The organism is Rugamonas sp. GW822-FHT03B10 (genome assembly GCF_058801745.1).
This window is the reverse complement of the sequence record NZ_JBXANP010000005.1, coordinates 83,596-106,725: the sequence shown is the minus strand read 5'-3', so window position 1 is coordinate 106,725 and position 23,130 is coordinate 83,596. Positions and strand designations below refer to the sequence as shown.

19 protein-coding genes and 1 tRNA gene are annotated in these 23,130 nt (G+C 69.2%); 8 read left to right on the top strand and 12 right to left on the bottom strand.

The window, feature by feature from the left end; all coding sequences use genetic code 11:
- Nucleotides 1-44: 44 nt before the first annotated feature.
- Genes fabI through AC1RQG_RS10350 form a run of 6 tightly spaced genes read right to left on the bottom strand, consistent with a single transcriptional unit; the run spans nucleotide 45 to nucleotide 7,827 of the window.
- Nucleotides 45-836 carry an enoyl-ACP reductase FabI gene (gene fabI / locus AC1RQG_RS10375; RefSeq protein WP_493130938.1) on the bottom strand — a complete coding sequence of 264 codons (792 nt, stop codon included), beginning with the start codon at nucleotides 834-836 and terminating at the stop codon, nucleotides 45-47.
- A 41-nt stretch (nucleotides 837-877) separates the two neighbouring features.
- Nucleotides 878-2,053: an ABC transporter permease gene (locus tag AC1RQG_RS10370; RefSeq protein ID WP_493130936.1), complete on the bottom strand. Its 1,176-nt coding sequence runs from the start codon at nucleotides 2,051-2,053 to the stop codon at nucleotides 878-880.
- Nucleotides 2,054-2,059: 6 nt separating this feature from the next.
- Nucleotides 2,060-3,214 (bottom strand): ABC transporter permease, encoded by a 1,155-nt coding sequence (locus AC1RQG_RS10365; protein ID WP_493130934.1) that lies wholly within the window; start codon nucleotides 3,212-3,214, stop codon nucleotides 2,060-2,062.
- Nucleotides 3,211-5,391, bottom strand: a complete 2,181-nt coding sequence (locus tag AC1RQG_RS10360; protein ID WP_493130932.1) for an ATP-binding cassette domain-containing protein — start codon at nucleotides 5,389-5,391, stop codon at nucleotides 3,211-3,213. Before AC1RQG_RS10360 ends, AC1RQG_RS10365 begins: the two co-directional genes overlap by 4 nt.
- A complete protein-coding gene (locus AC1RQG_RS10355; protein WP_493130930.1) occupies nucleotides 5,370-6,479 on the bottom strand; it encodes an HlyD family secretion protein in 1,110 nt (369 codons plus the stop codon). Before AC1RQG_RS10355 ends, AC1RQG_RS10360 begins: the two co-directional genes overlap by 22 nt.
- Nucleotides 6,480-6,513: 34 nt before the next feature.
- Entirely contained in the window at nucleotides 6,514-7,827 is a 1,314-nt protein-coding gene (locus tag AC1RQG_RS10350) for a TolC family protein (protein WP_493130928.1), read from the bottom strand.
- Between the two features lie 130 nt (nucleotides 7,828-7,957).
- On the opposite strand from AC1RQG_RS10350, the gene AC1RQG_RS10345 reads away from it, so the two are divergent.
- The gene (locus AC1RQG_RS10345) at nucleotides 7,958-9,718 is read left to right on the top strand and encodes a PHA/PHB synthase family protein (protein WP_493130926.1); all 1,761 of its coding nucleotides are present in this window, start codon (nucleotides 7,958-7,960) and stop codon (nucleotides 9,716-9,718) included.
- Between the two features lie 151 nt (nucleotides 9,719-9,869).
- Complete coding sequence (locus tag AC1RQG_RS10340; protein ID WP_493130925.1) at nucleotides 9,870-11,372, top strand: AMP nucleosidase; 1,503 nt, start codon at nucleotides 9,870-9,872, stop codon at nucleotides 11,370-11,372.
- Between the two features lie 22 nt (nucleotides 11,373-11,394).
- Here the strand turns inward: AC1RQG_RS10340 and AC1RQG_RS10335 are convergent, their stop codons facing one another.
- A complete protein-coding gene (locus tag AC1RQG_RS10335) occupies nucleotides 11,395-11,802 on the bottom strand; it encodes a response regulator (protein ID WP_493130923.1) in 408 nt (135 codons plus the stop codon).
- Nucleotides 11,795-12,298, bottom strand: a complete 504-nt coding sequence (locus AC1RQG_RS10330) for a GAF domain-containing protein (RefSeq protein WP_493130921.1) — start codon at nucleotides 12,296-12,298, stop codon at nucleotides 11,795-11,797. The genes AC1RQG_RS10335 and AC1RQG_RS10330 overlap by 8 nt, the downstream gene beginning before the upstream one ends.
- A 165-nt stretch (nucleotides 12,299-12,463) precedes the next feature.
- Between AC1RQG_RS10330 and AC1RQG_RS10325 the strand changes: the two genes are divergently transcribed.
- Nucleotides 12,464-14,881 (top strand): penicillin acylase family protein, encoded by a 2,418-nt coding sequence (locus AC1RQG_RS10325; RefSeq protein WP_493130919.1) that lies wholly within the window; start codon nucleotides 12,464-12,466, stop codon nucleotides 14,879-14,881.
- A 21-nt stretch (nucleotides 14,882-14,902) separates the two neighbouring features.
- On the opposite strand, the gene AC1RQG_RS10320 is transcribed toward AC1RQG_RS10325, so the two are convergent.
- The 3 genes from AC1RQG_RS10320 to AC1RQG_RS10310 all read right to left on the bottom strand — a co-directional run bounded on the left by AC1RQG_RS10320 (nucleotide 14,903) and on the right by AC1RQG_RS10310 (nucleotide 17,704).
- Nucleotides 14,903-15,661: a class I SAM-dependent methyltransferase gene (locus AC1RQG_RS10320; RefSeq protein WP_493130917.1), complete on the bottom strand. Its 759-nt coding sequence runs from the start codon at nucleotides 15,659-15,661 to the stop codon at nucleotides 14,903-14,905.
- 113 nt (nucleotides 15,662-15,774) lie between these two features.
- Entirely contained in the window at nucleotides 15,775-16,002 is a 228-nt protein-coding gene (locus AC1RQG_RS10315; RefSeq protein WP_493131361.1) for a hypothetical protein, read from the bottom strand.
- A 58-nt stretch (nucleotides 16,003-16,060) separates the two neighbouring features.
- Nucleotides 16,061-17,704: a Na+/H+ antiporter gene (locus AC1RQG_RS10310; RefSeq protein WP_493130915.1), complete on the bottom strand. Its 1,644-nt coding sequence runs from the start codon at nucleotides 17,702-17,704 to the stop codon at nucleotides 16,061-16,063.
- Nucleotides 17,705-17,832: 128 nt separating this feature from the next.
- Between AC1RQG_RS10310 and AC1RQG_RS10305 the strand changes: the two genes are divergently transcribed.
- The 3 genes from AC1RQG_RS10305 (at nucleotide 17,833) to AC1RQG_RS10295 (ending at nucleotide 19,843) form a co-directional block, all read left to right on the top strand.
- Nucleotides 17,833-17,908, top strand: a tRNA-Gly gene (locus AC1RQG_RS10305).
- Nucleotides 17,909-18,199: 291 nt separating this feature from the next.
- Nucleotides 18,200-19,153: a chemotaxis protein gene (locus AC1RQG_RS10300; RefSeq protein ID WP_493130913.1), complete on the top strand. Its 954-nt coding sequence runs from the start codon at nucleotides 18,200-18,202 to the stop codon at nucleotides 19,151-19,153.
- A 108-nt stretch (nucleotides 19,154-19,261) separates the two neighbouring features.
- Nucleotides 19,262-19,843, top strand: coding sequence for a DJ-1/PfpI family protein (locus tag AC1RQG_RS10295; RefSeq protein ID WP_493130911.1), 582 nt, complete (start codon nucleotides 19,262-19,264; stop codon nucleotides 19,841-19,843).
- Nucleotides 19,844-19,846: 3 nt separating this feature from the next.
- Here the strand turns inward: AC1RQG_RS10295 and fghA are convergent, their stop codons facing one another.
- The gene (gene fghA, locus AC1RQG_RS10290; RefSeq protein ID WP_493130909.1) at nucleotides 19,847-20,701 is read right to left on the bottom strand and encodes an S-formylglutathione hydrolase; all 855 of its coding nucleotides are present in this window, start codon (nucleotides 20,699-20,701) and stop codon (nucleotides 19,847-19,849) included.
- 85 nt (nucleotides 20,702-20,786) lie between these two features.
- Here fghA and AC1RQG_RS10285 point away from each other — a divergent pair, with 85 nt between their 5' ends.
- Both AC1RQG_RS10285 and AC1RQG_RS10280 read left to right on the top strand, forming a co-directional pair.
- A complete protein-coding gene (locus tag AC1RQG_RS10285; RefSeq protein ID WP_493130907.1) occupies nucleotides 20,787-21,971 on the top strand; it encodes a cation:proton antiporter in 1,185 nt (394 codons plus the stop codon).
- A gap of 1 nt (nucleotide 21,972) precedes the next feature.
- On the top strand, nucleotides 21,973-23,088 hold the full coding sequence (locus tag AC1RQG_RS10280; RefSeq protein ID WP_493130905.1) for a YbdK family carboxylate-amine ligase: 1,116 nt from the start codon (nucleotides 21,973-21,975) through the stop codon (nucleotides 23,086-23,088).
- The last annotated feature ends 42 nt before the right edge of the window (nucleotides 23,089-23,130 follow it).

Sequence of the window (23,130 nt, the reverse complement as noted above, 5' to 3'; positions counted from 1 at the left end):
GTCGGGGGCTCGTTCGCGGGTTGCGGAGTGGGGTTCAAAGGATGTCAGTTGACGATATGGTAACCGCCATCGACGTAGATGGTCTGGCCGGTCATGCCGGAGGCGGCGTCGCCGGCCAGGAAGGCGGCCAGCCGACCCACCTCGTCGAGCGTGACGAGGCGGCGCAGCGGCGCCCGTTCCACGGCGCGCGCCATCAGGCCGTCGAAGTCCTCCAGCCCCGAAGCGGCGCGGGTGGGGATGGGGCCGGGCGAGACGGCGTGCACGCGCAAGCCCTGCGGCCCCAGCTCGGCCGCCAGGTAGCGCACCAGCGATTCGAGGGCGGCCTTCACGGGGCCCATCACGCCGTAATGGGGCACGGCTTCGTCGGCGCCCAGGTAGCTCATCGTCATCAGGCTGCCGCCGCTGGCCATGTGCGGTTCGCACAGGCGCGCCAGCCGCGCGAACGAGTGGCACGAGATGTTCATCGCGCGCAGGAAGCCTTCCGCCGAGCTGTCGGCCACGCGCCCGCGCAGGTCCGCCAGCGGCGCCCAGGCGATCGAGTGGATCACGAAATCGAGGCCGCCCAGTTGGGTCACGGCCTGTTGCACCAGGCTTTCCAGCGCGCCGTCCTGCTCCACGTCGCACACCAGCAGCGGCGCGTCCAGCGCGCTGGCAACGGGGCCGGCGTAGCTGACGGCCTTGTCGTTCAGGCAGGACAGCACCAGCCTGGCGCCCAGCGCGTGCGCGGCGCGCGCGCAGCCGGCCGCGATGCTGTGCTCATTGGCCAGGCCGACGATCAGGCCGCGCTTGCCGGCCAGCGAGAAGGGGGAGGCGTCAGTGTTTGCGTTCGTGTTCATGGTGGCTTGGTCGATGGTTGGTGGATGGGGGGGGCGAGCGGTCAGCCGAACTGGCGGGTGAAACGCAGCGTGCAGGCCACGCCCACGGCCAGGCCCAGCCCCAGTATGCCGGCGATCATGGGCCACAGGCTGAGCAAACCGGCACCCTTGAGCAGGATGCCGTAGCTGGCGTTGATGAAATAGTACAGCGGCGAGATGTACATCAGCGCCCGCATCACGGCCGGCATGGCCTCGGGCGGGGTCCAGGCGCCGGACAGGAACATCATCGGCGCCAGGATCAGGATCACCATCATGCCCGCCTGCGCCATGTTGCGCGTGACGGTGGCGATCAGGATGCCGATGCCGGCCAGCGTGCAGATGTAGGCCGTGCACACGGCCAGGAACAGCAGCAGGCTGCCTTGCACGGGAACGCCGAAAACGGGGATCAGCAAGCCGAACAGGCCGAGCGCCGTGCCGCACAGGATCACGGCCACCATGGCCACGATCTTGGGCAGCATGATCTGCAATGGCCCCAGCGGCGACACCAGCAACTGCTCGATGGTGCCGCGCTCCTTCTCGCGCACCATGGCCGCCGCCGGCAGCAGCATGGAGAACAGCGTGATCACGTTGAGCAGCTCGGAGATGCCCATGAACCAGGCGTCGTTCTGGTTGGGGTTGAACCACACGCGCACGCGGTTGTCGATCAGCGGGCCGTCCAGCGTGGCGCCGCTTGGATTGAGGCCGAGCCGGGCGGCGGCCGATTCCAGGCCGAAGCGGGCCACGATCTGGGCCGCGTCCACCGACGTGAGGAAACCCTGCACCGAGTTGGACGCGTCGATCTGCATCTGCACGGCGGCCGGTTCGCCGCGCGAGAGCGCCGCGCCGAAGCCGGGCGGCACGTCGAGCAGGGCCATGGCTCCGCCCTTGTCGAGCAGGGCCTGGCCCGTGCTGGCGTGGCCGGCGCTGCCGATCTGGCGGAACTCGGGCGGCAGGAAGCGGCCGGCCAGCTCGCGCGAGGCGGCGCTGCGGTCCATGTCCAGCACGGCCAGCGCCGCGTTGTTCAGTTGCAGTGTCACGCCGGCGGCGGCGTTGTAGATGTCGGCCGAGAAGGCGTAGACGACGAACAGCAGCAGCAGCGGATCGCGCATCAGTTGCACCAGCTCCTTCCACGTCATCACGCGCAGGCGGCGCCACCAGGTTGCATTTGCGTTGTTAGCAGGCCAGAGTCGTATCATCATCGTCATTCAGTTGGCGGGACGCTTGTGGAAGCCGAGGAAGCCGGCCGTGAACAGGGCCGCCGCGTACAGGGCCAGGATCAGCAAGTCCTGCCACAGCGCGGCCAGCCCGGCGCCCTTGAGGAAGCTGCCGGTGGCGATGTCGGCGTAGTACATGCCCGGCAGCAGGTGGGCGATCAGCGCCGCCTCGGCCGACAGCGACGGGATGGGGATGATCATGCCCGAGTACAGCACGGCCGGCACCACCGTCACGATGGCCGTGCCCACCATGGCCGCCACTTGCGTGTTGACCAGCACCGACACCAGCAGGCCGATGCCGGTGGTGCAGATCACGTACAGCACGGTGGCGAACAGGAACAGCAGCGGGTTGCCTTTGAACGGCGCCTCGAACAGCAGCACGGCCATGGCCGTCAGCAGCGTGGCGTTGATGATGGAGATGCCCACGTAGGGCGTGAGCTTGCCGACCAGGTATTCGCCGCGCGACAGGGTGGACGCGTACACGTTGTAGATGGCGCCCGACTCCTTCTCGCGCACCACGCCCAGCGCCGTCAGGAACGGCGGCGACAGCATCAGGATCACCATGATCAGCTTGGGCGCGATCGACCAGATGCTTTTCACTTCCTGGTTGTACAGGTAGCGCGTCTCCAGCCGCACCGGCTGCAGCAGGGCGCGCACGCTGGCGGCCGGCACGCCGTTGGCGTCGCCCAGCCAGCGGGCCATGTGGTCGAGCGTGGCGGCCGCGTTGATGGCGGTCACGTAGCCCTTGGCCGTCAGCGCGCGGAACGGGAAGGTGCCGTCGATCCAGGTCTGCGCCTCGGCCGGGTGGCCGCTGGCCAGCCGGGCTCCGAACTGCGGCGGGATCACGATCACGGCGCGCAGCGTGTTGTTGACCACCAGCTTGCGCAATGCTTCCTCGTTCTGGCCGTAGCCGTGGAATTCGAAATAGCGCGAGTCGGTGAAGCGGTGCGCGTAGTCGCGCGATTGCACGCTCTGGTCGTAATCGACGACGGCCAGCGGGATGTTCTCCACGTCCAGCGACAGGCCGTAGCCGAACAGCAGCATCAGCAGCGAGGGCACGATGAAGGCCAGCGCGAAGAATAGACGGTCGCGCACGATTTCGCGCCACTCCTTGTAGGCGACGACGGCGATGCGGTGCAGGTTCATGCGGATGCTCCCTGTGCGGACAGCGCGGCCTTCGCGGCCGTGCGCGCGGCCGCGGCTGCGCTGGCGCGGGCCTGGTCGGCCGCCTCCAGCTTGGTGACGAGGTGGACGAACACGTCCTCCATCGACAGCCGGCGTGGCGTGATGGCGTCCACCTGCATGCCGTGTTTGGCCAGCAGGGTATCGAGCTGCGCCAGCCCCGCCTGCGGATCGGGCAGCAGCAGGTGGATGTGCGAGCCGAACAGGGCGGCCTGGCCCAGCGCCTCGGCGCGCAGCATCTCCAGCAGCGGTTGCGGCGCGCTGGTGGTCAGTTCGTACAGCTTGCCGCCGTCGCGTTCCACGTCGGCCTTGAGCTGCTCGGGCGACGCGTCGGCCACCACGCGGCCCGCGTACATCAGGGCGATGTGGTCGCAGTGCTCGGCTTCGGACATGTAGTGGGTGGTGACGAGGATGGTCACCTTGTCCTCGCGCGACAGGCGGAACAGGATGTCCCAGAACGCGCGCCGGCCCACCGGGTCCACGCCGGACGTGGGCTCGTCGAGGAACAGCACCTGCGGCCGGTGCAGCAGCGCGCAGCCGAGCGCCAGGCGCTGGCGCAGGCCCATGGGCAGGCTGGCCGCCAGCGCGCCCGCGAACGGGTGCAGGCCGGCCATGTCGAGCACCCAGGCGATGCGCTCGGCCTCCAGATGGCGCGGCACGGCGTAGATGCCGGCGTACAGGCGGATGTTCTCCATCACCGTCAGGTCCAGGTACAGCGAGAACGCCTGCGACATATAGCCGATGCGCTCGCGAATCTGGCGGCCGGCGTCGCGCATGTCGGCGCCGGCCACGCGGCCACGCCCGTCGCTGGGGCGCAATATCCCCGTCAGCATCTTGATGACGGTGCTCTTGCCGGCGCCGTTGGCGCCCAGCAGGCCGAAGATTTCGCCTTGCGGCACGCGGAAGCTGACGGCGTCGGCGGCCTTGAAGGCGCCGAAGGTGCGGGTCAGCTGGTCGGCCTCGATGGCGGGGGTGGCGTCGGTCGCGCGCGCGGGCGCGGAGCCGGGTGCGGGAGCGGACGCGGGGGCAGACGTTGGCGCGGGCGTCGGCGATGGCGCGGCGCCGGCCGACCTGGCCGCTGCGTTGGCGGACGCTGATGAGGCGGCATTTGCGTCTGTGTTCGCGACGCCGGTCGCCTGCGCGTCGCGACCGGGTCCGGCAATTGCGCCCCCCGCCGGTGCGCCGCGCTGGCGCAGCAGGGCGATGAACACGTCCTCCAGTTCCGGCTCCAGCACTTCGCACGGGTCGTGCGGCAGGCCGTCCAGCGTCTGTTCGACTTGCACCAGCGCCGCGCCGGCGTCGTCGCCGTCCACGAACACGCGCAGTTCGCGGCCCAGCGCCTCCGCCTGCGGATAGCTGCGCTTCAGCCGTTCCAGCGCCTCGGCCTGGCGGCCGTCGGCCGCGCTGCGTACGATGCGTCCGGCGCTCAGCGCGCGCATGCGCTCGGGCGTGCCGCTGGCCAGCATGCGGCCCTCGTGCATCATGGAGACGCGGTGGAAGCGGCTCGCCTCGTCCATGTAGGCGGTCGATACGAGGGCCGTGGTGCCGTTTTCGGCCAGCAGCCGGTCCAGGATGGCCCAGAATTCGCGGCGCGACACGGGATCGACGCCGGTGGTCGGCTCGTCCAGGATCACCAGTTGCGGCTGGTGGATCAGCGTGCACACGAGGCCCAGCTTCTGCTTCATGCCGCCCGACAGGTTCTTCATGGGCCGGTCGCGGAACGCGTCCAGCCGCGTGCTGCGCAGCAGGCTGTCCTTGCGCTTGGCCAGCTCGTCGCGGCCCAGCAGGCGCAGGCCGCCGAAGTAATCGATGTTCTCCTCGACCGACAGATCGCCGTACAGATTCTGGCCCAGGCCCTGCGGCATCAGGCCGATGCGGTCCTTGATGCGTTCGCACGCGCGCTCGCTATCGAGGCGCACGCCGAACACGTCCAGCGTGCCGCTGTCGAAGCGCAGGATGCCGGCGACGGCCTTGAGCAGGCTGCTCTTGCCGGCGCCGTCCGGGCCGATCAGGCCGTAGATCTCGCCGGGCCGCACTTCCAGCTCCACCGCGTCCACGGCGCACACGGCGCCATAGCGCTTGCCCAGGCCGCGCGCTTCAACCAGCAGGGAAGGCGCGCTCACCACGTTGGCTTCTGCCATGCCACATGCTCGTCCCAGCGGATCACGGCGTCGGCCGGCAGGCCGGGCGTGAGCCGGTGCTCGGGGTTGGCCACGATGGCCAGCTTGACGGCGTACACCAGCTTGACCCGTTCATCGGCCGTCTGCACCTCCTTGGGCGTGAATTCGGCGCGCGAGGCGATGTAGCTGACCTTGGCCTCGTAGGCCTTGCCCGGCTGCGAATCGACGTACAGCCGCACGGGCTGGCCCAGCTTGACCTTGCCGATCTGCGCTTCGGGGACGTAGACCTTCAAATGCAGCGCGTCCAGGTCGGCCAGTTCCGCGATGGCGCTGCCGGCCTGGATCACTTCACCGGGTTCGCGCAGGCGCGCCACCACCACGCCGGCGGCGGGCGCCACCACCAGCTGATCGCCGTTGACGGACTGCGCCTCGGCCACGGCACCGGCCGCGCGGGCCAGTTGCGCCTTGAGCGCGGCCAGTTCCTGCTCGCGGGCCTTGACCTTGTCGCCGCCCAGCCCCGCCTCGCTCGCGCCCTGGCGCGCGCGCACCAGCGTCTCGCGCGCGGCGGCCACGTCGGCCTGGGCCACGCGCCAGGCCAGGTCGGCCTGCTCGGCGCGGTGGCGCTCGATGCTGCCGTGTTCAAACAATTCGCGGTGGCGCTGCGCATCGCGCGCCGCCTGCGCCTCCACCGCCTGCGCCTTGGCCAGCACGGCTTCGGCCTGGCTCACGCCGGCATTGGCGCTGGCCTGGGCCAGCGGCACCTCGCGCCGCGCGATGGCGAGGTTGGCCTCGGCCGACTGCACCTGCGCCTGCACCGCGTTGTAGGCCTGGCGCGCCTGTTCGAGGCGGGTGGCGATCTGCTGGTCGTCGAGCTGGGCCACGCCGGCGCCGGCCTTCACGCTGTCGCCTTCGTGCACCAGCATGGTGGCGATCCGGCCCGGGAATTTGCTGGCCGCGACGATGCGGTCGCCCTCGATGCGGCCGCTGGCGGCGATCAGGCCGTCGGGCAGGCTGCGCGCGTGCAGCAGGTAGTAGGCCAGGCCGCCGCCCACGGCGCACAGCACCAGCGTGATCACGGCGGGGCCCAGGTATTTGCGTTTGTCAGTCATGGTTGGCTTTCGGAATTGGGGGGAAGGGCGGCGCTCACAGGCTGCCGCTCGCGTATTGCAGGCGCAGGCGGGCCAGCGCGCGGTCGTACCAGGCGTTGTCGCGGTTGGCGTAGGCGCCGGCGCGGCGCGTTTCCGCGTCCAGCACCTCGCTGTTGGGCGCCAGACCGGCGCGGTAGCGTTCGCGCGACAGGTCCAGCGTCTCGTCGGCCTGGGCCAGCGCGGCGCGCGCCACGTCGATACGGGCCGTCGCCTCCTGCCAGCGCAGCCAGGCCTGGCGCACCTGCAGCTCGATCTTGTCGGCCGCGTCGGCGCGCAGTTCGGCCACGGCGCGCGCGTTCGACGCCAGCTGGGCCGATTCGCGCTTGACCAGACCGCCGTCGAACACGTCCCACTTGAGGGCCACGCCTATCCACCAGCCCTTGTCCTCGACCAGGTAGCGGTTCTGCAGCTTGCCCCAGCCGCCGTTCACGCCCACTTGCGGCGCGCGCTGGGCCGCCACGCTGTCGGACTGGCGGCGCAGCGCCGTCTCCTGCGCGCCGAGCTGGGTCAGTTCGTGGCGCTGGGCGCGGCCGGCCGCGATCAGGCTGGCCAGCTGGCCGGCCGAGGGCTGTTCCGCATCGTTCAACTCGGCCAGATCGGTCGGCGCGTCCTGGGCCCGGCCCAGCAGACGGTTGTAGGCGGCGCCGGCCAGCGCCACGGCGTTGGCCGCCTGCAGCGCCTGCTGGCGCGCGTCGGCCAGCGCCACCTGCGAGGCCAGCACGTCGTGCTTGGCCGCGTAGCCTTGCTTGAACAACTGTTCGACGTCGTCCGCGTGGCGGGTGATGGCCGTCACGTGGCTGGCCGCCACGCCGTTCAGGTGCTGGGCGCGCAGCACGTTGACGTAGGCTTCGGCCACGGCCAGCTTCAGTTCCTGTTTGCTCAGCGCGCTGGCGGCGCGGGCCGCGTCCGTCATGGCGCCGGCGGCCGCGATGCCGTGGCTGATGCGGCCGGCCGTGAACAGCGGCGCGCTGAAACTGACGGCGGCGGAGTAGGCTTCATCCTGGGCGAACGGCAGGCCGTTGATGCGCAGGGCGGGGATGGCGACGGCGGCGGCCGGCTCCGATTGCAGCCGGGTGTAGCCGGCCGACAGGCTCACGCTGGGCAGCCGGTGCGCCTCGGCGGCGGCCAGGCCGTCGCGGGCCGCCGTCTCGCGTTCGGCGGCGGCGGCCACCGTGTGGTCGACCTGCTGCGCGCTGGCCCAGGCCTGGGCCAGCGTTTCGGATGCTATGCTGCGGTTGCACAAGGCACCGATCAAACAGGCGGCGATCGCCTGGCAGCACCTGAGGCGCTGAATATTCTTGTTCTTCATGGATACCGATAAGGTTGGTATTGATGCAGCGCAGTGTAGGGGACGGATCATGCAGCTGTATTTGATCTAGATCAAATACATCAACGTTCGGCACTTGTCATAATGAAAATCAATTCTTGTAGGAGCAATCGTGAACCTGAACGACGTGACCACCCAGACCGAACCCCTGACCGCCGCCAAGGCCGAGCAGCATCCGGCCTGCTACATCGACGACCATGGCGTCTCCACCAACCCGCTCGACTTGCGCCTGCAAAGCGCGGTGGCCAAGATCACCGGCGGGGTATCGCCGATCGCCATGTCGCTGGCGTTCCAGGACTGGCTGCTGCACCTGGCCACGTCGCCGGGCAAGCAGATGGAATTGCTGGACCTGGCCATCAAGATGGCCGGCGACGTCGCCCCCGTCGCGCCCGAGCGGCGCGAAGGCGAGAACCGCTTCTCGGCGCCGGAATGGGCCGCGTGGCCGTTCAATGCCATGTCGCACGCGTTCCTGCAGAGCGAGCAGTTCTGGCGCGAGGCCACCACCGGCGTGCGCGGCGTGTCGGCCCACCACGCGGACGTGGTGGGCTTCACGGCGCGCCAGCTGCTGGACGTGGTGTCGCCGTCGAACTACTTCTGGACCAATCCCGAGGTGCTGCACAAGGCCTATGAGACGCAGGGCCAGAGCGTGCTCAAAGGGTGGGCCAACTGGCTGCAGGACCTGGGCGGCGGCGGGCAGGCGTCCAAGGACGAGCACAGCGCCTACGAGGTGGGCCGCAACGTGGCCGTCACGCCGGGCAAGGTGGTGTACCGCAACGAGCTGGTGGAGTTGATCCAGTACGCGCCGCAGACGGCCAAGGTGTACCGCGAGCCGGTGCTGATCATCCCGTCGTGGATCATGAAGTACTACATCCTCGACCTGTCGCCGCACAACTCCATGGTGCGCTACCTGGTCGAGCAGGGCCACACGGTGTTCATGGCCTCGTGGCGCAACCCGGTGGCGGCCGACCGCGACCTGGGCATGAACGACTACCTGCAGCACGGCGTGTTCGACACGGTGCGCGAGGTGGACCGCCTGACGGGCCAGCCGATCCACGCCGTCGGCTACTGCCTGGGCGGCACGCTGCTGTCGATCGCGGCGGCCGTGTACGGGTCGGGCCGGCACCGCCACGCGGGCAAGCTGAAAAGCGTGTCGCTGCTGGCCGCGCAGACCGATTTCAGCGACCCGGGCGAACTGGGGCTGTTCATCGACCACAGCGAACTGGCCTTCCTGGACGCCATGATGTGGCAGCACGGCTACCTGGACGGCTCGCAGATGGCCGGCTCGTTCCGCCTGCTCAATTCGCGCGACATGATCTGGTCGCGCATCATGCGCGAGTACCTGATGGGGCAGCGCAACATCCCCAACGACCTGATGGCGTGGAACGCCGACACCACCCGCATGCCGTACCGCATGCACAGCGAATACCTGAAGCACCTGTTCCTCGACAACGACCTGGCCGAAGGGCGCTACTGCGTGGACGGCAAGGCGGCCGCCATCTCCGACATCAAGGCGCCGATGTACGTGGTGGGCACGGGGCGCGACCACGTCTCGCCGTGGAAGTCGGTCTACAAGATCCACCTGATGGCCGACGCGCCGGTGGACTTCGTGCTGGCCTCGGGCGGCCACAACGCCGGCATCGTCAGCGAGCCGGGGCACGCCAACCGCAGCTTCAAGTCGATGGAGCACCGGCCGCCCGGCTCGCACTTCCTGAGTCCCGACGAATGGCAGCAGACGGCGCAGGTGACGGACGGTTCGTGGTGGCCGCACTGGCACGCCTGGCTGGCGCGCCACTCCGCGCCCGAACTGGTGGCCCCGCCCAAGATGCCTAAAGCCCTGTGCGCCGCGCCGGGCCAGTACGTGCTCGGCAAATAATAACGGGGGTCAAGAACCGGGGTCAGTGCCGGCATTCATACACGGCCTCGGCCGTAGCCGGCTGAGCTCGTGTACGAATGTTGGCACTGACCCCGCGGTTCGCATACACTGGCGATAATTGCCTTGCGTTATCACCGTGGAAGGAGCCGCCATGCACCACCGTCCGTTCATCGCCCCCATGCTGTTCGACGATCCGGTCGCCGCGTGGGAGCAGGTCAAGACCATTTACGATGGCAGCATCGCCCATCTGCGCGAGGCCATGCGCCGCTTCGTGGCCGGCGAGGACGTGGGCGAGCGGGTGCGCGCCTGCTACCCGTTCGTGCGCGTGCACACGGACACGGTGGCGCGCGCCGATTCGCGCCTGTCGTTCGGCTTCGTGGCCGGCCCCGGCACCTACGAGACCACGCTGACCCGGCCCGACCTGTACGAGCGCTACTACCAGCAGCAATTCCGCCTGCTGCTGAAGAACCACGGCAGCCGCCAGTCCGTGCATCTGCAGGTGGGCATCAGCACCCAGCCCATCCCCATCCATTTCTCGTTCGCCGAGCATGAGCACATCGAGGGCAACCTGAGCGCCGAGCGGCGCCTGCTGATGCGCGACGTGTTCGACTTGCCGGACCTGGGCGCGATGGACGACGGCATCGCCAACGGCACCCACGAGACGCCGCCGGGCAAGGCCGAGCCGCTGGCCCTGTTCACGGCCCCGCGCGTCGATTATTCGCTGCAGCGGCTGCGCCACTACACGGGCACCTCGCCCGAGCACTTCCAGAAGTTCGTGCTGTTCACGAACTACCAGTTCTACATCGACGAATTCGTCAAGCTGGGACTGGACCTGATGCGCGAGCCGCTCAAGGACGGGCAGGACGACTACATCGCCTTCATCGAGCCGGGCAACCTGGTCACGCGCCGGGCCGGCACGGCCGCCGAGCCGGGCGACGCGCTGGGCGCGCCGTTGCCACGGCTGCCGCAGATGCCCGGCTACCACCTGATCCGGGCCGACGGCAGCGGCATCAGCATGGTCAACATCGGCGTGGGGCCGGCCAACGCCAAGACCATCACCGACCACGTGGCCGTGCTGCGGCCGCACGCGTGGCTGATGCTGGGCCACTGCGCCGGCTTGCGCAACACCCAGCAACTGGGCGACTACGTGCTGGCGCACGGCTACGTGCGCGAGGACCACGTGCTGGACGAGGACTTGCCGCTGTGGGTGCCGATCCCGCCGCTGGCCGAGGTGCAGGTGGCGATCGAGGCCGCCGTGGCCGAGGTGACGCAGCTGACCGGCCATGACCTCAAGCGCGTGATGCGCACCGGGACCGTGGCCAGCACCGACAACCGCAACTGGGAGCTGCTGCCGCAGCGCACCCCGGAGCGCCGCTTCAGCCAGAGCCGCGCCGTGGCGCTGGACATGGAGAGCGCCACCATCGCCGCCAACGGCTTCCGCTTCCGCGTCCCGTACGGCACCTTGCTGTGCGTGAGCGACAAGCCGATGCACGGCGAGATCAAACTGCCCGGCATGGCCAACCACTTCTACCGCGAGCGGGTCGACCAGCACCTGCGCATCGGCATCCGCGCCATGGAGATGCTGCGCGCGCTGGGCGTGGATAAACTGCACAGCCGCAAACTGCGCAGCTTCACGGAGGTGGCGTTCCAGTAGGACGGCGGCGCGGCGCGCCGGTTCAGGCGCCGGCCGCGCCCAGTTCCGCGAACGCGTCGAGCAGCACCCGGGCGCGGAACGGTTTGAGGATCACGCGCTTGACGTCGCGCTCGCGCAGGTCGTGCAGCATGGACGCGGTGGCGTTGTCGGCCAGCACGGCGATCGGTATCGTCGGCGCGCTGGCCGAGCGGCCATGGCGCACCAGGTCCAGCAGGCCCAGGTCGTAGGGCGTGTTGGCGCAGCTTTCGCAGTCGATGGCGATCATGGCGCCGTCGAACGGCAATTCGCGCAGCAGGCGGCGCGCTTCGGCCAGGCTGGCCGCCTCGTGCACCTCGCCCAGCCCCAGCGTGCGCGCCGTCAGCGACACGGTGCGCCGCAGCAGCGTCTCCGGTTCCACCAGCAGCAGGGTTCTCGCGGCGCGTTCAGCCATGGGACGCCTCCGTTGGCCGGTACAGTTCCTGCACCACCAGGTCGCGCAGGGTGGCCAGGATGGACAGTTCCACCGCGTCGAGCCGGCGCGGGCGGTGGTCGATCAGGCACAGGGTGCCGAGCGCGTGGCCCGACGGCGCGATCAGCGGCGCGCCGGCGTAAAAGCGCACGTGCGGCTCGCCCGTCACCAGCGGATTGTCGGCGAAGCGCGGATCGGCCAGCGCGTCGGGCACCTGCATGATGTCGGGACGCAGGATGGCGTGGCCGCAGAACGAGATGTCGCGCGCCGTCTGGCACACGGGCAGGCCGGCGTTGGACTTGAACCATTGGCGGTCGCTGTCGATCAGCGAGATTAGCGCCACCGGCACATCGAATTCCGTCTGGGCGAACGCCACCACCTTGTCGAAACGCTCCTCGGGCGGGGTGTCGAGGATCAGCAGCGCGCGCAGCGCGGCCAGGCGTTGGGCTTCGTCGTCGGGTATGGGGGCGGTGAGCATGGCGGCTAGTCGGTTGAAAGCGAGTCGATGGTGCGTTCAATGTAGCAGATGCGGGCGCGCTTGCGGTCACTTTTGTGCGGTCCGTGCGCTATGCCGGCGCGCCGAATTCTGGCACACTTCCCCGCTGGTTGCCGCCGGCGCCGGTCGTTGACGAGAGGGGAATGCATGCGGAAGAGCAGAGTGGGGGTGTGGACGGGCCGCGTCGCGCTGGGCGCGGCGGGGCTGGTGGCGGCGAGTGCGCTGGGCGGCTGGTTGTACCTGCGCGCCAGCATGGCGCAGCTGGACGGCGAACTGCATGCGCCGGCCTTGCACGCCCAGGTCAGCGTGGCGCGCGACGCGCATGGCGTGCCGCTCATCAGCGGCGCCGACCGGCTCGACGTGGCCTACGCCACCGGCTTTGTGCACGCCCAGGACCGCTACTTCCAGATGGACTTGCTGCGTCGGGTGGCGGCCGGCGAATTGTCCGAACTGTTCGGCGCCCGCGCGCTGGGCCTGGACCGCGCCCACCGGCTGCACCGTTTCCGCGCCCGCGCGGCGCTGGCGCTGCGGGGCATGCCGGCCGACCAGCGCGCGCTGCTGGAGCGCTATGTGGGCGGCGTCAACGCCGGCTTGCAGGCGCTGAAGGCGCGGCCGTTCGAATACGCGCTGATCGGCATGGCGCCCCGTCCGTGGTCGCCCGAGGACACGCTGCTGGTGATCTGGGCCATGTATTTCGACCTGCAGGGCGGCCAGGAGCCGCGCGAGCTGGCGCGCGGCTGGCTGATGGAGCACACCGACGCCGCGCAGCGCGCCTTCCTGGCGCCGGCGGCCAGCCAGTGGGATGCGCCGCTGGACGCCGATCAACTGCCCTTGGCAGACACGCCCATCCCCGCCGCGCCGCCCGCGTGGTGGGGCAGGCCGCGCGCGCAGGGCGCCGCGCACGCACCGCAAACGGCGTCCGTCGCCTTCCTCGACATGGTGGGCAGTAACAACTGGGCCGTGGCGGGCAGCCGCAGCGCCGACGGCGGCGCCATCGTGTCCGACGATATGCACCTGGGCATACAGCTGCCCAACACGTGGTACCGGGCCGCGCTGCAATTCCCGGACGCGGGCGGCGGCCAGCGCCGCGTGGTGGGCGTGACCCTGCCCGGCACGCCGGCCGTGGTGGTGGGCAGCAATGGCCGCGTGGCCTGGGGCTTCACCAACAGCTACGGCGACTACCTGGATCTGATCGCCCTCGACACGGACGGCGCCCACCGCGGCCAGGTGCGCACCCAGGCCGGCTGGGAGACGCCGGCGTCGCATGAGGAAACCATCCTCGTCAAAGGCGCGCCGGCCGACAAGCTGCTGGTGCGCGAGACGTCGCTGGGGCCGATCCGCGAAGTGGCCGGCCGCCAGTACGCGGTGCACTGGACGGCCCACACGGCCGCCGCCATCAACTTCAACGCCATGCAGCTGGAAGCGGCCAACTCGGTGCAGCAGGCGCTGACGATCGCGCCCACGCTGGGCATCCCGGCCCAGAATTTCGTGGCCGGCGACGACCGGGGCAACATCGGCTGGACCATCGCCGGCCCGCTGCCGCGCCGCGCCGCCACCGGCGAGGCGGCCACCTACCCGCTGACGGCGGACGACGCGGCCGGCGTGTGGCAAGGCTGGCTGGCGCCGGCCGACTATCCGCGCGTGTTCAATCCGGCCGGCGGCCAACTGGCCACGGCCAACAGCCGCCAGCTGGCCGGCGCCGGCGCGCAGCTGATCGGCGACGGCGGCTTCGACCTCGGCGCGCGCACGCGCCAGGTGCGCGACGACCTGCGCGCGCTGGGCGCCAGGACCGGCGTGCCGCAAGTGTATGCGGTGGGGCTGGATGACCGGGCCGTGTTCATGGAAGGCTGGCGCGAGCGCGCCATCAAGGCGCTGATGGCGGACGACGGCAAGGCCGTGGCCGGCCACGCGCAGCGCGCCGAGGCGCTGCGGCTGCTGAAGGACAACTGGACCGGCCATGCGAGCGTCGACTCGGCCGGCTACCGCATCGCGCGCGGCTACATGCACGCGCTGTACGACATCATGTTCGAGCATGCCAACGACGAACTGGCCAGGCTCGATCCGAAAGCCAACATGGCCGCCGTCACGCAGCGCTGGCCGGTGGCGCTGGCGCGGTTGCTGGATGCGCAGCCGGCCGCGTGGCTGCCGGCGCCGTACGCCAGCTGGCAGGACGTGCAGCTGGCGGCGATCGACCGCGTGACGGCCGACCTGACCAAGGACGGCCAGCCGCTGGCGGCGGCCACCTGGGGCCAGCGCAACACGGCCGCCAGCGCCCATCCGTTCGCCAGCGCCGTGCCGCTGCTGGGCCGCTGGCTCAAGGTGCCGGCCGACATGCTGCCCGGCGACAGCAACATGCCGCGCGTGGCGGGACCGACCTTCGGCCAGTCGGAACGCCTGACGGTCACGCCGGGCAAGGAGGAGCAGGGCATCTTCAACATGCCGGGCGGGCAGAGCGGTCATCCGCTGTCGCCGTACTTCCTCGACGGCCGGGAGGACTGGGTGGCGGGCCGCCAGACGCCGCTGCTGCCCGGCCCCGCCGCGCACACGCTGACCTTCGTGCGCTGACGGGGGGAGTCCGGTACCGGCTTACTTCTTGACGAAGCGGATGGCGAACTTGTCGTCCGGCTTGCCGTCCATCTTGAAGAACGGCTGCTCGCGCGGGTCGGAAGGCGCGCGCAGGTAGTCGCTGGTCGCCTCCACAGTGAAGCCGGCCTTGCTCACCTCGTCCACCAGCGTCGCCTCGTCGATGCGGTGCAGGGTGTTGGTGGCGCTCAGGCCGGCGCCGGCCTTGGCCGCATTGTCGATCACGACGAAGTGGCCGCCCGGTTTGAGCGCGTCGTAAATGCGCTTGTTCATGGCCGCGCGGTCGGTCGGCAGGTTGACGATGTCATGGTAGTTCATGATCAGCGTGACCAGGTCCAGCGGCGGCGCGCCGGCCGGCACGGGATTGTCGAAACTTTGCAGCACCGGGTGCAGGTTCGATTGCGGATGTTCGGCCAGACGTTTCTCCATGCCGGGATTGGCCTTCTGGCTCTGCGCCCAGACTTCGCCCGTGCCGCCCACGGCCAGCGCCAGCAACTGCGAGGTGGCGCCGCCGCCGGCGGCCACGTCCAGCACCTTCATGCCCGGCTGCACGCCGGTGAAGGCCAGGAACACGGCCGGCTTGCGCTTGGCGTCGCCCTTGACATCGTCGGCCGTGCGCAGCGGACTGGCGATGACGGGCGCGTACTGGGGCGCGGTGGCCGTGGTGTCGGCCAGCGCCGTGGCCGGCGCGATCAGGGCGGCCAGGCTCAGGGCGAGCGCGGCTCGGGTCAGGCGTTGCGAAAAGCGTGGTTGGTGGTGCATGTGGACGTCCCCTTCAGGTTAGGTTGAGTGGCGCGGCTCGTGGCGGCGCCGACCCATAAAATACCCGAAAAGCCAGCGCTGTTGTTAAGTTAATCTTAACTGAACGCTAAAAGTCAGTTGATGCGCTTGAGGCGCTGGCCGTGGATGCCCCACTGGCAGGCCTCGCCATCGACGGTGCCGCACAGGGCCCAGCCGGTGCCGATCTTCTGCACGGTGATCTCGGTTTCCAGTTCCTTCGCCAGTTTTTCGGCCCAGCCCTTGGCGGCGCCCTGGCCCTTGAATAATTCCTTGTCCTGGAAAATGACGGTGGCGTCGAATACGGGGGCGGCAAAAATGGTCATCATGGTGTGCTTGTGCGTGGAGTGACGAAAACGGCCATTGTAGCGCGGCGCCCGGAGGTCAGTGATAGCGCGCTTCGACCAGGTCGATCTCGCGCACCAGCTTGCGCGTCACGTCGTCGGGCAGCAGGTCGTGGCGTGCCAGGCGGAAGATGGCGTCGCGCTCGGCGGCCAGCGCGGCCAGGCGCAGCGCCTGTTCCGCTCCGGCCAGCTCGCGCAGGGCGGCGCGGCTGCCGCTGTCGTTCTCGCCCTCGCCGTCGGCCTCGTGCAGCCGGTGCCGGTACAGCGCGATCACGCGCGCGGCCGCCTGCGGCCACGCCTGCGCGTCGGCGGTGCGCGGCATCAGCGTCGCCTGCGCCGTTTCGACGGCGATGATGGCGGCCGTGGCCGCCTCGCGCCGGGCCCGGTCCTCGGCCAGCTGCTCGGCCGGTTCGTGCGGGAAGTGCATGCCGTTCAGCAGACGCGGCAGGACGATGCTGGCCGCCAGCAGCGAGATCAGGATCACGGCGCTGGCCAGGAACACGGTCAGGTCGCGCGCGGGGAAGGGCGTGCCGTCGGGCAGGGCCAGCGGCAGCGTCAGCACGCCGGCCAGCGTGATGGTGCCGCGCACGCCGGCCAGCGACATGGCCAGCAGCAGGCGCGGTTTGATCCTGATGCGCGGCTGGCCGCGCATGTGCTGCTTGAAGATGCTGAGCCGCAGCGACGCCCACACCCAGCCGCAGCGCAGCACCAGCAGGCCGGCGCTGATGGCCAGCGCGTACGCGGCCAGCCACCATGGGGTGTCGTGGCCACCCTGGGCGATGGACTCGCGCGCGCCGTGGAAGATGTCGGGCAGTTGTTCGCCCAGCAGCACGAACATGATGCCGTTCAACGCGAACTGCACGGTGTCCCACACGGCGGCGCGCTGGATGCGGGTGGCCGCCAGCGCGCTGCCGCTCAGCTCCACGTAGCTCATGGTGACGCCGGCCGCCACGGCGGCCAGGATGCCGGACGCGTGCAGGTGTTCGGCCCCCAGGTAGGCGCCGAACGGCAGCAGCAGGTTGACCAGGATGGGCGAGCCGGCTGGCTCGCCGAAGCGGGCCGTGAGCCAGCGCTGGGCGCCCGTCACCAGCAGTGTGATGGCCACGCCGGCGGCCAGTCCGCCCAGGGCCAGCCACAGGAAGGTGAGGGCGGCCGAACCAAGCGAGAAATGGCCGGTGAGGGCGGCGGCCACGGCGAAGCGGAAGCAGACCAGGCCGCTGGCGTCGTTGAGCAGCGATTCGCCTTCGAGGATGTGCATCAGGCGCTTGGGGATGGGCGCGCGCGCGGCGATGGCCGACACGGCCACCGGGTCGGTGGGCGAAACGATGGCGGCCAGCGCGAACGCCACCGGCAGCGGCATGGCAGGGATCATCCAGTGGATCAGGAAGCCGGCGCCCACCACGGTGAACACCACCAGGCCCAGCGCCAGTTCCAGGATCGTGCCCTTGTCGCGCAGCAGGCCGCTTTTGGGGATGCGCCAGCCATCGAGGAACAGCAGCGGCGGCAGGAAGGTGAGGAAGAACAGTTCCGGCTCCAGGTCCACGCCGTGGCTGGACTTGGCCGCGATCACGGCGCCCAGCCCGATCTGCACCAGCGGCAGCGGCGCGCGCGGCATCACGCGCACGATGAAGGCGCTGGCCACCACGGCCAGCAACATGGCCAGCACCACTTCGATCGCATCCATTCCCGTCCCTTGTCCTGTTCAGTGTTGAGCCGCCAGATTATAGGGGATGGGTGGCAATCATGGTTTTTGAGAAACTCGGCAACGACTCTGGTCAAGCGGAAATCTTTCTGTCATAATTCGGGCTCTCCGCGGGAGTAGCTCAGTTGGTAGAGCGCAACCTTGCCAAGGTTGAGGTCGAGAGTTCGAGACTCTTCTCCCGCTCCAGATTCGAAGAAAGGAAGCCCGATGGCTTCCTTTTTTTACGTCCACCCGCATCGCCGGCCACACCGCTGTGGCTTCCGCGTCAATCTTTGTTCAAGCAGTCCATCGCGCCCGGCGCGAACGTTGTATAACATCGCGTGAATAACGGCGCCGTCCTCCCAAAACTGTCGCCATTGCATGCTTATTGGCTATACTTGCAACGCAATGTTAGGATTGCTTGGGCAGGGCTTTACCCTGCGCGCCAGTGACCGGCCACGGCCGGGTCGCCACTATGACCGAACACGGAGATGAGAAATGAAATCAGTTCAACAGGAAGTTGACGAACGCAGTAACCTGACCAACTCCAATAAATTCGAACTGCTGCTGTTCCGCCTCGGTGGCGACGCCAACGGCGAACACTCCGAGCTGTTTGGCATCAACGTCTTCAAGATCCGTGAAATCGTCGCCATGCCGGAAGTGACGGCCGTGGCGGGCTCCTCGCCGCACATGCTGGGCGTGGTCAACCTGCGCGGCCAGATCATCACCGTGCTGGACCTGCCGTCCATCGTCGGCGTGATCCCCAAGACGGGCCTGAACATCATGCTGGTGACGGAATTCGCCCGCACCACCCAGGCCTTCGCCGTGGAATCGGTGGACGAGATCGTGCGCCTGGACTGGAGCCAGGTGCTGACGGCCGAAGGCACGGCCGGCGGCCGCGTGACCAGCATCGCGCGCGTGGACGGCGACGTGCAGAACACCCGCCTGGCCCAGGTGCTGGACGTGGAGACCATCCTGCGCGAACTGGTGCCGCCCGAAGGCAAGGACGTGGACCCGGAAACCATCGGCCCGCAACTGCTGCTCAAGCCGGGCCAGATCATCCTGGCGGCGGACGACTCGGTGGTGGCGCGCAGCCTGATCGAGAAGGGCCTGACGGCCATGGGCGCGCACTTCATCATGACCAAGTCCGGCAAGGAGGCGTGGGAACGCCTGCAGCACATCGCCGACGGCGCCAAGGCCGAGGGCGTGCCGGTCGACGAGCGCGTGGGGCTGGTGCTGACCGACTTGGAGATGCCGGAGATGGACGGCTTCACGCTGACCCGCCTGATCAAGCAGGACGCCCGCTTCGCCAAGATCCCCGTGGTGATCCACTCCTCGCTGTCGGGCAAGACCAACGAGGACCACGTCAAGGGCGTGGGCGCGGACGCCTACGTGGCCAAGTTCGTGGCCGAGGACCTGGCCGCCACCATCCGTCAGGTGCTGCAAAAATAAGGCGCCGCGGCGCGCCGTTTCGAATCGGGTTACACTGCGAGGGTCGTGGTGGTCTGGCTAACATTGCCGGGCTGGCACGGCCCTCAACCTTTTCGACAAGGAGTTATCGTGGCAGCTAAGAAGATACTGTTCCTGACGGGCGATTTCGCGGAAGACTACGAGACCATGGTGCCGTTCCAGGCGCTGCAGATGGTCGGGCATGTGGTGCATGCCGTGTGCCCCGGCAAGCAGCCGGGCGACACCATCAAGACCGCCATCCACGATTTTGAAGGCGACCAGACCTACACCGAAAAGCCGGGCCACCGCTTCACCATCAACGCCGCCTTCGACGGCGTGGACGCGGCCAACTACGACGCCCTGATGATCGCCGGCGGCCGCGCGCCCGAGTACCTGCGCCTGAACGCGCGCGTGATCGAGATCGTGCAGCAGATGGCGGCGGCCGGCAAACCGATCGCCGCCGTCTGCCACGGCGCCCAGTTGCTGACGGCGGCCGACGTCATCCGCGGCAAGCGCATCTCGGCCTATCCGGCCTGCGCGCCGGAAGTGCGGCAGGCCGGCGCCGAATACGCGGACATCCCCGTCGACCAGGCCGTGACGGACGGCCAGTTCGTCACCGCGCCGGCCTGGCCCGCCCATCCGGCCTGGCTGGGCCAGTTCCTGCAGCGGCTGGGAACCGAGATCAAGCTGTGAGCGTCACACGCCCGTCGCCGCACCCAGGTTGCGGGCGTGGAAGCGCAGGTGCTCCTCCATGAAGGTGGCGATGAAGTAGTAGCCGTGGTCGTAACCTTCGTGGCGGCGCAGCCGCAGCGGCTGGGCGGCCGCGCGGCAGGCCGCTTCGAATTGTTCCGGGTGCAGCTGCTGTTCCAGGAATTTGTCGGCCAGCCCCTGGTCGATCAGTATCCCGTCCGGGAACGGCGTATGCAGTTCCGCCATCAGGGCGCTGGCGTCGTGCTGGCGCCAGCTTGCCTCGTCGTCGCCCAGGTAGGCGCTGAACGCCTTGCGTCCCCACGGGCATTGCGTGGGCGCGGCGATGGGCGCGAAGGCCGACACGGAACGGAACAGCTGCGGCCGGCGCAAGGCCTGCGTGAGCGCGCCATGGCCGCCCATCGAATGGCCGAAGATGCCCACCCGCGCCGCATCCACGGGCAGCGCGGCGCACACCAGCGCATGCAGTTCCAGCAGATAGCTGTCCATCCGGTAGTGGCCGGCCCATGGCTGCTCGGTGGCGTCCACGTAAAAACCGGCGCCCGCGCCCAGGTCCCAATCGGCGGTCTCGCCGGGCACGTTGGCGCCGCGCGGGCTGGTGTCGGGCGCGATCAGCACCAGTCCCAGTTCGGCCGCCACGCGCTGCGCGCCGGCCTTGATCATGAACGTCTCCTCGGTGCAGGTCAGGCCGGCAAGGTAGAACAGGGCCGGCAGCCTGGCGCCCGGCGCATGGGGCGGGAGGAAGACGGAAAACCGCATCGGCAGGCCGATGGCCCGCGACGCATGGCGGTAGAAGCGCTGGGTGCCGCCGAAGCAGGCGTGTTCGCTGATGAGTTCTGGCATCTGCTGTCCTTATGTTCAGTACCGCACGGTGGGGGGAGGCGTTGATGGGCAGAATTGTACTAGGACCACAACAATAGGGAGGCGCATGCCGAATCTTGATCTCGTCTTGACTGAACTGGGCTGGCCGCTCGCGATCGCGCTGGCGTGGCTGGCGGGGGAGTGCGCTTATCGCTGGTGCCGCGTGCCCCGCATCAGCGTGTATGGGCTGGTGGGCTTCGGCCTGGCGCAGGTGTGGCCGGGTGCGCTGGCCAGCGGCGCCTCCAGCACCGTCACGCTGCTGGCCAACCTCGGTTTCGGCTTGATCCTGTTCGAATTCGGTTACCGCATCAACCTGCACTGGCTGCGCATCAATCCGTGGATCGCCGTCAGCGGGCTGGCCGAGGCGGCCGCCACGTTCGGCGCCGTGTACGCGATCTCGCAGCTGACGGCGATGCCGCCGCTGACGTCGCTGCTGCTGGCCTCGCTGGCCATGTCCACCTCGCCGGCCGGCGTGCTGCGGGTGGTCAACGAGCAGAACAGCTCCGGCCAGGTGACGGAGCGCTTGCTGCACCTGGTGGCCATCAATTGCGTGCTGTCCGTGTTCGTGTTCAAGGTGATCGTCGGCGTGTGGGTGTTCCAGACCTCGGGCAACCTGTGGCAGGCGGTGTCGCACAGCCTGATCGAATTGCTGGCGTCGGCCGCGCTGGGTGCGCTGTTCGGCTACGGCGCGCCGGCCTTGCTGCGCCGCCTGGGCGCCTTGTCGCAGGACGGCACGGTCGGCTTCGCGCTGGGCGTGGTGCTGCTGGTGGCGCTGACCCATGCGACCGCCCTGTCGCCCGTGCTGGCGACGCTGGCCTTCGGGCTGGTGGCGCGCCACCGGCGCGTTGCCTTCGCCCGCACCGAGCGCAATTTCGGCAGCATCGGCGAGCTGCTGACGGTGCTGCTGTTCGTGTTCGCCGTCACCGTGCTGCCGTGGGAGCGGGTGGTGGAGGGCGCGGCGCTGGGCGCGGTGCTGGTGGGCGCGCGCTTCGTCGTCAAGACGGCGGCCGTGGCGCTGTTCTCGCATCCGGGCGGCACCTCGTGGCGCAAGGGGATGCTGACGGGGATCGCGCTGTCGCCCATGTCGGTGTTCATCACGCTGCTGCTGGAGCAGACCCGCCAGATGGGCGTGGTGCTGGTGGACGAGCTGGCGGCGCTGGCCGCTATGATCCTGCTGCTGGAAGTGGCGGGTCCCATCCTCACCCAGCGCGCGCTGGTGTGGGCCAACGAAACCCTGCGACCGGAGGCCTGACATGGCATTGGAACCGTTCAAGAACTCCACGCCCCTGACCATGGGCGTGGAACTGGAGCTGCAACTGGTCAGCCTGTCGGACTTCGACCTGTCGGCGTCGAGCCCGGACCTGCTGCACCTGTTGGCCCGCAAGCCTTTCCCCGGCAACGTGACGCCGGAAATCACCGAGAGCATGATCGAGATTAACTCGGACGTGCACACCAATCACACGGAGTTGCTGGCGCAGCTGGAACAGGTGCGCGACACGCTGGTGCAGGCCGGCGAGATGCTCAACATCGGCCTGTGCGGCGGCGGCACCCACCCGTTCCAGAAATGGTCCGAGCAGCGCATCTTCGCCAAGCCCCGCTTCCAGCAGGTGTCGGCCCTGTACGGCTACCTGGCCAAGCAGTTCACCGTGTTCGGCCAGCACGTGCACATCGGCTGCGCCAACGGCGACGACGCGCTGTACCTGCTGCACGCGCTGGGCCGCTACGTGCCGCATTTCATCGCGCTGTCTGCCTCGTCGCCCTTCGTGCAGGGTAACGACACGCTGTTCCATTCGGCCCGCCTGAACTCCGTGTTCGCCTTCCCCATGAGCGGGCGGGCGCCGTTCATGCTGCGCTGGAGCCAGTTCACGGACGACTACTTCGCCAAGATGGAGCACACGGGCGTCATCAAGAGCATGAAGGACTTTTACTGGGATATCCGGCCCAAGCCCGAATACGGCACCATCGAACTGCGCGTGTGCGACACGCCGCTGACGGTGCAGCGGGCCGCTGCGCTGGCCGCCTATTTGCAGGCGTTATGTGGCTACCTGCTCGAACATCGGCACGAGCAGCCGGGCGAGGATGACTACCTGGTCTACAACTACAACCGCTTCCAGGCCTGCCGCTTCGGGCTGGACGGCACGCTCGTGCATCCGCGCAGCTACGAGAACCTGGCCCTGCGCGACGACATCCTGGCCACGCTGGAGGCGATGGCGCCGCAAGGCGATGCGCTGGGCGGCAGCGCGGCGCTGGCGCATCTGGAGCAGGTGGTGCGCGAGGGCGGCGACGCGCAGCTTCTGCGCACGGCGTTCCAGGCGCGCGGCAGCGCCGAGGGCATGGTCGAGGAGGCCATCGCCCGCTTCCGGGGCTGAGCGCCGAAAAGGCCCGACGCCGGCAAGCCAGGCCGGTAGATT

What these genes read in the sequence shown, in the direction of transcription:
- fabI (WP_493130938.1), bottom strand. Translation starts at nt 836, where the DNA reads ATGAACACGAACGCAAACACTGACGCCTCCCCCTTCTCGCTGGCCGGC.
- AC1RQG_RS10370 (WP_493130936.1), bottom strand. Translation starts at nt 2,053, where the DNA reads ATGATGATACGACTCTGGCCTGCTAACAACGCAAATGCAACCTGGTGG.
- AC1RQG_RS10365 (WP_493130934.1), bottom strand. Translation starts at nt 3,214, where the DNA reads ATGAACCTGCACCGCATCGCCGTCGTCGCCTACAAGGAGTGGCGCGAA.
- AC1RQG_RS10360 (WP_493130932.1), bottom strand. Translation starts at nt 5,391, where the DNA reads ATGGCAGAAGCCAACGTGGTGAGCGCGCCTTCCCTGCTGGTTGAAGCG.
- AC1RQG_RS10355 (WP_493130930.1), bottom strand. Translation starts at nt 6,479, where the DNA reads ATGACTGACAAACGCAAATACCTGGGCCCCGCCGTGATCACGCTGGTG.
- AC1RQG_RS10350 (WP_493130928.1), bottom strand. Translation starts at nt 7,827, where the DNA reads ATGAAGAACAAGAATATTCAGCGCCTCAGGTGCTGCCAGGCGATCGCC.
- AC1RQG_RS10340 (WP_493130925.1), top strand. Translation starts at nt 9,870, where the DNA reads ATGCACCACCGTCCGTTCATCGCCCCCATGCTGTTCGACGATCCGGTC.
- AC1RQG_RS10335 (WP_493130923.1), bottom strand. Translation starts at nt 11,802, where the DNA reads ATGGCTGAACGCGCCGCGAGAACCCTGCTGCTGGTGGAACCGGAGACG.
- AC1RQG_RS10330 (WP_493130921.1), bottom strand. Translation starts at nt 12,298, where the DNA reads ATGCTCACCGCCCCCATACCCGACGACGAAGCCCAACGCCTGGCCGCG.
- AC1RQG_RS10325 (WP_493130919.1), top strand. Translation starts at nt 12,464, where the DNA reads ATGCGGAAGAGCAGAGTGGGGGTGTGGACGGGCCGCGTCGCGCTGGGC.
- AC1RQG_RS10320 (WP_493130917.1), bottom strand. Translation starts at nt 15,661, where the DNA reads ATGCACCACCAACCACGCTTTTCGCAACGCCTGACCCGAGCCGCGCTC.
- AC1RQG_RS10315 (WP_493131361.1), bottom strand. Translation starts at nt 16,002, where the DNA reads ATGACCATTTTTGCCGCCCCCGTATTCGACGCCACCGTCATTTTCCAG.
- AC1RQG_RS10310 (WP_493130915.1), bottom strand. Translation starts at nt 17,704, where the DNA reads ATGGATGCGATCGAAGTGGTGCTGGCCATGTTGCTGGCCGTGGTGGCC.
- AC1RQG_RS10300 (WP_493130913.1), top strand. Translation starts at nt 18,200, where the DNA reads ATGAAATCAGTTCAACAGGAAGTTGACGAACGCAGTAACCTGACCAAC.
- fghA (WP_493130909.1), bottom strand. Translation starts at nt 20,701, where the DNA reads ATGCCAGAACTCATCAGCGAACACGCCTGCTTCGGCGGCACCCAGCGC.
- AC1RQG_RS10285 (WP_493130907.1), top strand. Translation starts at nt 20,787, where the DNA reads ATGCCGAATCTTGATCTCGTCTTGACTGAACTGGGCTGGCCGCTCGCG.
- AC1RQG_RS10280 (WP_493130905.1), top strand. Translation starts at nt 21,973, where the DNA reads ATGGCATTGGAACCGTTCAAGAACTCCACGCCCCTGACCATGGGCGTG.